Annotated in this window: 3 protein-coding genes; all 3 read right to left on the minus strand. The window is 70.7% G+C overall.

Annotated elements, in window-relative coordinates; translation table 11 throughout:
* Positions 1–20 precede the first annotated feature (20 nt).
* Genes U9980_RS24465 through U9980_RS24475 form a run of 3 tightly spaced genes read right to left on the minus strand, consistent with a single transcriptional unit; the run spans position 21 to position 3,351 of the window.
* Positions 21–695 (minus strand): hypothetical protein, encoded by a 675-nt coding sequence (locus tag U9980_RS24465; protein WP_322770085.1) that lies wholly within the window; start codon positions 693–695, stop codon positions 21–23.
* Positions 692–976 (minus strand): hypothetical protein, encoded by a 285-nt coding sequence (locus U9980_RS24470; protein WP_322770086.1) that lies wholly within the window; start codon positions 974–976, stop codon positions 692–694. The genes U9980_RS24465 and U9980_RS24470 overlap by 4 nt, the downstream gene beginning before the upstream one ends.
* Positions 976–3,351 (minus strand): ATP-binding protein, encoded by a 2,376-nt coding sequence (locus tag U9980_RS24475; RefSeq protein ID WP_322770087.1) that lies wholly within the window; start codon positions 3,349–3,351, stop codon positions 976–978. The genes U9980_RS24470 and U9980_RS24475 overlap by 1 nt, the downstream gene beginning before the upstream one ends.
* Between the last annotated feature and the right edge of the window lie 445 nt (positions 3,352–3,796).

The raw sequence follows: 3,796 nt of genomic DNA on the forward strand, positions 1-3,796 counted from the left end.
GCTGGTCGGTGGGAACATCCTCACCCTCCTGGAATCGCGGACAGTCCGAGCGGACGCGGGTCCACGCCGAAGCCGGCCAGCCGCGCGAACCGTTCCTTCTGCTGGTGATAGAGCAGGTAGAGGCTGCCGCCGCGATGGGCGAACCCAAGATCATTGACGGTCAGTACCCGCATGCCGAGAGTGACGCGCGCCCGGATGGGGTTCAGCGAGGAATCGAACGCCTCTTCCACCACGCTGATCTCGGTGAGCCGGACCGGGACGATCCGGTTCGGGCTCCAGATGAACAGCGACAGCGGCGCCTGGGCCGGCGCCACCTCGATCATGCCGAAGCGCGCCTGCAGATCTGCCGCAAGCAACGCTGCACTGGCCGGGTACACGATCGTCTCCAGCGCGGACAGGACCGGGAACAGCCCGAACTGTGCGACGGCGTCGTTCTTTCCGTCCTGGGGGAACTCCAGCTGGTCGGTGGCGTCGAGCTCCGCCTCGACCCGGATCGTCTCGTGCGGCGGACCCGCCAGCCGCAACGCCTCCAGCCGATCCCCCGGCTCGGTGCCGATCCCCTGTGGTTGCAGCGTCCGGTTCAGCGTGTCGGGGTTGTACTGCAACACGATGATCCGCAGGATGCGCGCGGTGGACGGGTCGAGCAGCACGATGCCGCCCCGCGCCACCCGTGGCGAGCCCGGATAGGTCGTCATCGCCGGGTCCCGCCCGTCGCGGCGCGCACGGCCTGCGCCACCCGTCGAGCCGCCCCGGAACCGACCTGACCCGCGGTGACCGGCGCGACCAGGTCGAGTGGCGCGGCGCCCAGCCGATCCAGCGCGGTGCCGACCGGCACCGATCCCGGGTCGGATCCCAGATCGGCGGCCAGCAGGCGGGACAGCTCGGCCTCGACCGCCGCCCGTAGCGCCGGCGCGTCGACGCCGGTGAACGGCAACCCGTCGAGCACCAGCCGTTCGACCGTCACCTGAATGATCATCAGCGCACCGCCTGGACGAACCCGGGAACGAGATCGCGTTCGGGGACCGGAATCTCGTGCTTGTCGAACTCCACCCGAGCGGCAGCCAGGACGATCGGCATCGTCACCGGACCGCCGGACCGGGCGGCCGTGAACGCGGCGTTGATCGCGATATTGCGGATCATCCCTCCGGTTGCCGGCAACCGCGCCAGCTGGGAGAGGTCCAACTCCTCGGCCGGAACCACCGGGGGAAATGCGGTTGCCCACAGTCTCCGGCGCAGCTCGGCGTCGGGGAACGGGAACGTGACGACGAATCGCAGCCGGCGCAGGAACGCCTGGTCGAGGGCACCACGCATGTTGGTCGCCAGCACCGCGAGCCCCCGGTAGGACTCCATCCGCTGGAGCAGGTAGTTGACCTCGATGTTGGCGTAGCGGTCGTGGCTGTCCTTCACCTCGCTACGACGGCCGAACAACGCGTCCGCCTCGTCGAAGAACAGCAACGCGCCACCCTGCTCGGCGGCGTCGAACAGGGTGCGCAGATTCTTCTCGGTTTCGCCGATGTACTTGCTCACCACGGCCGACAGGTCGATGCGGTACAGATTCAGCCGGAGTTGCCGTGCCAGCACCTCCGCGGCCATCGTCTTGCCGGTCCCGCTCGGCCCGGCGAACAGCGCGCTGATCCCCAGCCCGCGGGCGGAGCGTGCCGCGAATCCCCAGTCGTCGTACACCAGCGCCCGCCGGCGGACCTGGTCGGCGAGCTGACCGAGCAGGGCGAGCTGTGAGTCCGGGAGCACCACGTCCGCCCAGCGCGCACGCGGATCGATACGTTCGGCGAGGGCGTCGAGACCGTCCCGGGTGGTCGCCAGGCAGGCGTCCCACAGGCTGCGACCGTGCCCCGGCATCGCGCCCCACGGATCATCCGGGTCAACCGGCTCCCCCGGGTCATCGGCCAGGTCGTCGGCGAGACGCGAGCGGGCGATCTCCCCGATGGTCGCCAGACCGAGGTTGAACTGCCCGGCCAGCAGATCCGGAACCGACACGGCCGGCCCGACCGCAGCACCGACCGCAGCACCGACCGCACCGGAAACCAAGGGATCACCGGACGAATCGGGCGTGCCGCGCAGTGCGTGGACCCACGCGTCGCGTTGCTCCGCCCGGGTCGGACGCTCCGCGAGCACCGCCACACCCGCTCGCTCCGACCGGACCCACGGCTGGCGGACCCCGAGGAAGACGACACCGTCCAGCCGGGCCAGGAACCGGGTGAGTATGCCGGCCGTCTCCGAGCCCGGGTCGGTGTCCTGCGCGTCGACGTACAACGCGGCTCCCAGCAGGACCGCCTCACGCGACCACAGCCGGCGCAGCGTCTCCAGATCCACGGCATGGCCTGGAATGGTCTCGGCACGCAGCCGGTAGAGGGCGAGCCCGACGCTGCCTGCGGCCTCGGTCGCCAGCAGACGTTTGGTGCCGGTGTCAGCGCCCACCAGCTCGACGATGGGATGGACGGCTCTGGGTTGCCCCCACCGCCAGCGTCCGATGATCTCGCGGAGCACCGCCCGGTGTGACTCCGGAAGGGGGATCGGGTCCGGATGCAGATCGGCGTCGATCGGGGCGACCAGCGGCTCCACCCGGTCGTCCATGACGTTGAGGCCCTTGAGGTAGTTGACGATCCGTTCGTCGATGCGCAGCGCGGAGGTGACGAGCGGTTCGCCGGCCGACTGGCTGATCTCGACCAGCCGCCACCAGCGCAACCCGCGGCGCGTGGACAACACATCCCAGGCCGGATCGGCCAACGCGCGCATCGCCAGCGCGAACGTCGGGTAGGTCAGCCGCGGGTTTCCCTGCGCTCGCGCGCACCGCGCCGCCATGGTCGGGTCGAGCTCCATGCCGGCGCACAGCAGCAGGGCCTCCCGCTCGAAGTCAGTCAGCCCAAGCAGCTGGGCGAGCTGGAGCGCCGCGGGGGGCGGGGTGATCTGCTCCGCCGCCCGCATGTCGGTCGCGGCACGCTCGACGTCCTCGGCGGTGACGACCTGTCCGAGTTGGACGGTTGGCTCACCCGCATCGGGGGCCGGGTCCGGGGGCGCTGCGCCCGGTGTCGATGCACCCGGGGGCGGTATCGAAGCCGGTGCTGCCGGTGCTGCCGGTGTGTCGGACGGCAGCCGGCGGTGCCACCCCCGCCTGCGCGGTTCGGACGTGCTGACCGGCTCCGATGGCGGCAGCGCCAGCGGCTCCGACGACGGCGGCGTGGGCGCCACCGGGGGACGGTCGGCCGGCGTTGCACGCTCATGCTGGTCGGTCTCGTATTCGCCGGCATGAAAGGCCAGCAGCAGACGCAGCCAGTGCAGCACCGCCGCCAGGTAGGCGTCGTTGGCGGCTTCCCAACGGTCGATGTCGGTCACGTCACCACCACCGACTGGCTCGGGTCGAACGCCGGCGGGCGCACAGTCCGGTCGATGAATTCGCTGTCGATCCCGTCCACCCGTAAGCGCAACAGATACCGACCGGGCTCGGCCGCGGGGACGACGAAGCGCAACACCGCGGTCGGCGGAGCGAAACCGTCGGGCTGCACCGGACGATCGCCGAACAGCAGGACCACCCGCTGCCCGGTCCGCACCCGTGGGCTGCACGACAGATCGACGATGACGGATCCGTCCGGGTTCCGGCCGAGGTTCGCGGGCAGACCGGCGGTGACCAGCGGAGCGATGGCCAGTGGCACCTCGTTGCTGAGGTGTTCGGGCGTTCCCGGTGCGGCACCGGCGGGCGGGGGGAAGACCGCCGCCACCGTGTACATGCCGGCCGCCAGCTGATCGGGACTGTCGGGTACCTGTCTCTTATACACATCTC

It is taken from the genome of Protofrankia sp. Cr1, from assembly GCF_963555865.1.
In the GTDB taxonomy this organism is placed as follows: domain Bacteria; phylum Actinomycetota; class Actinomycetes; order Frankiales; family Frankiaceae; genus Protofrankia.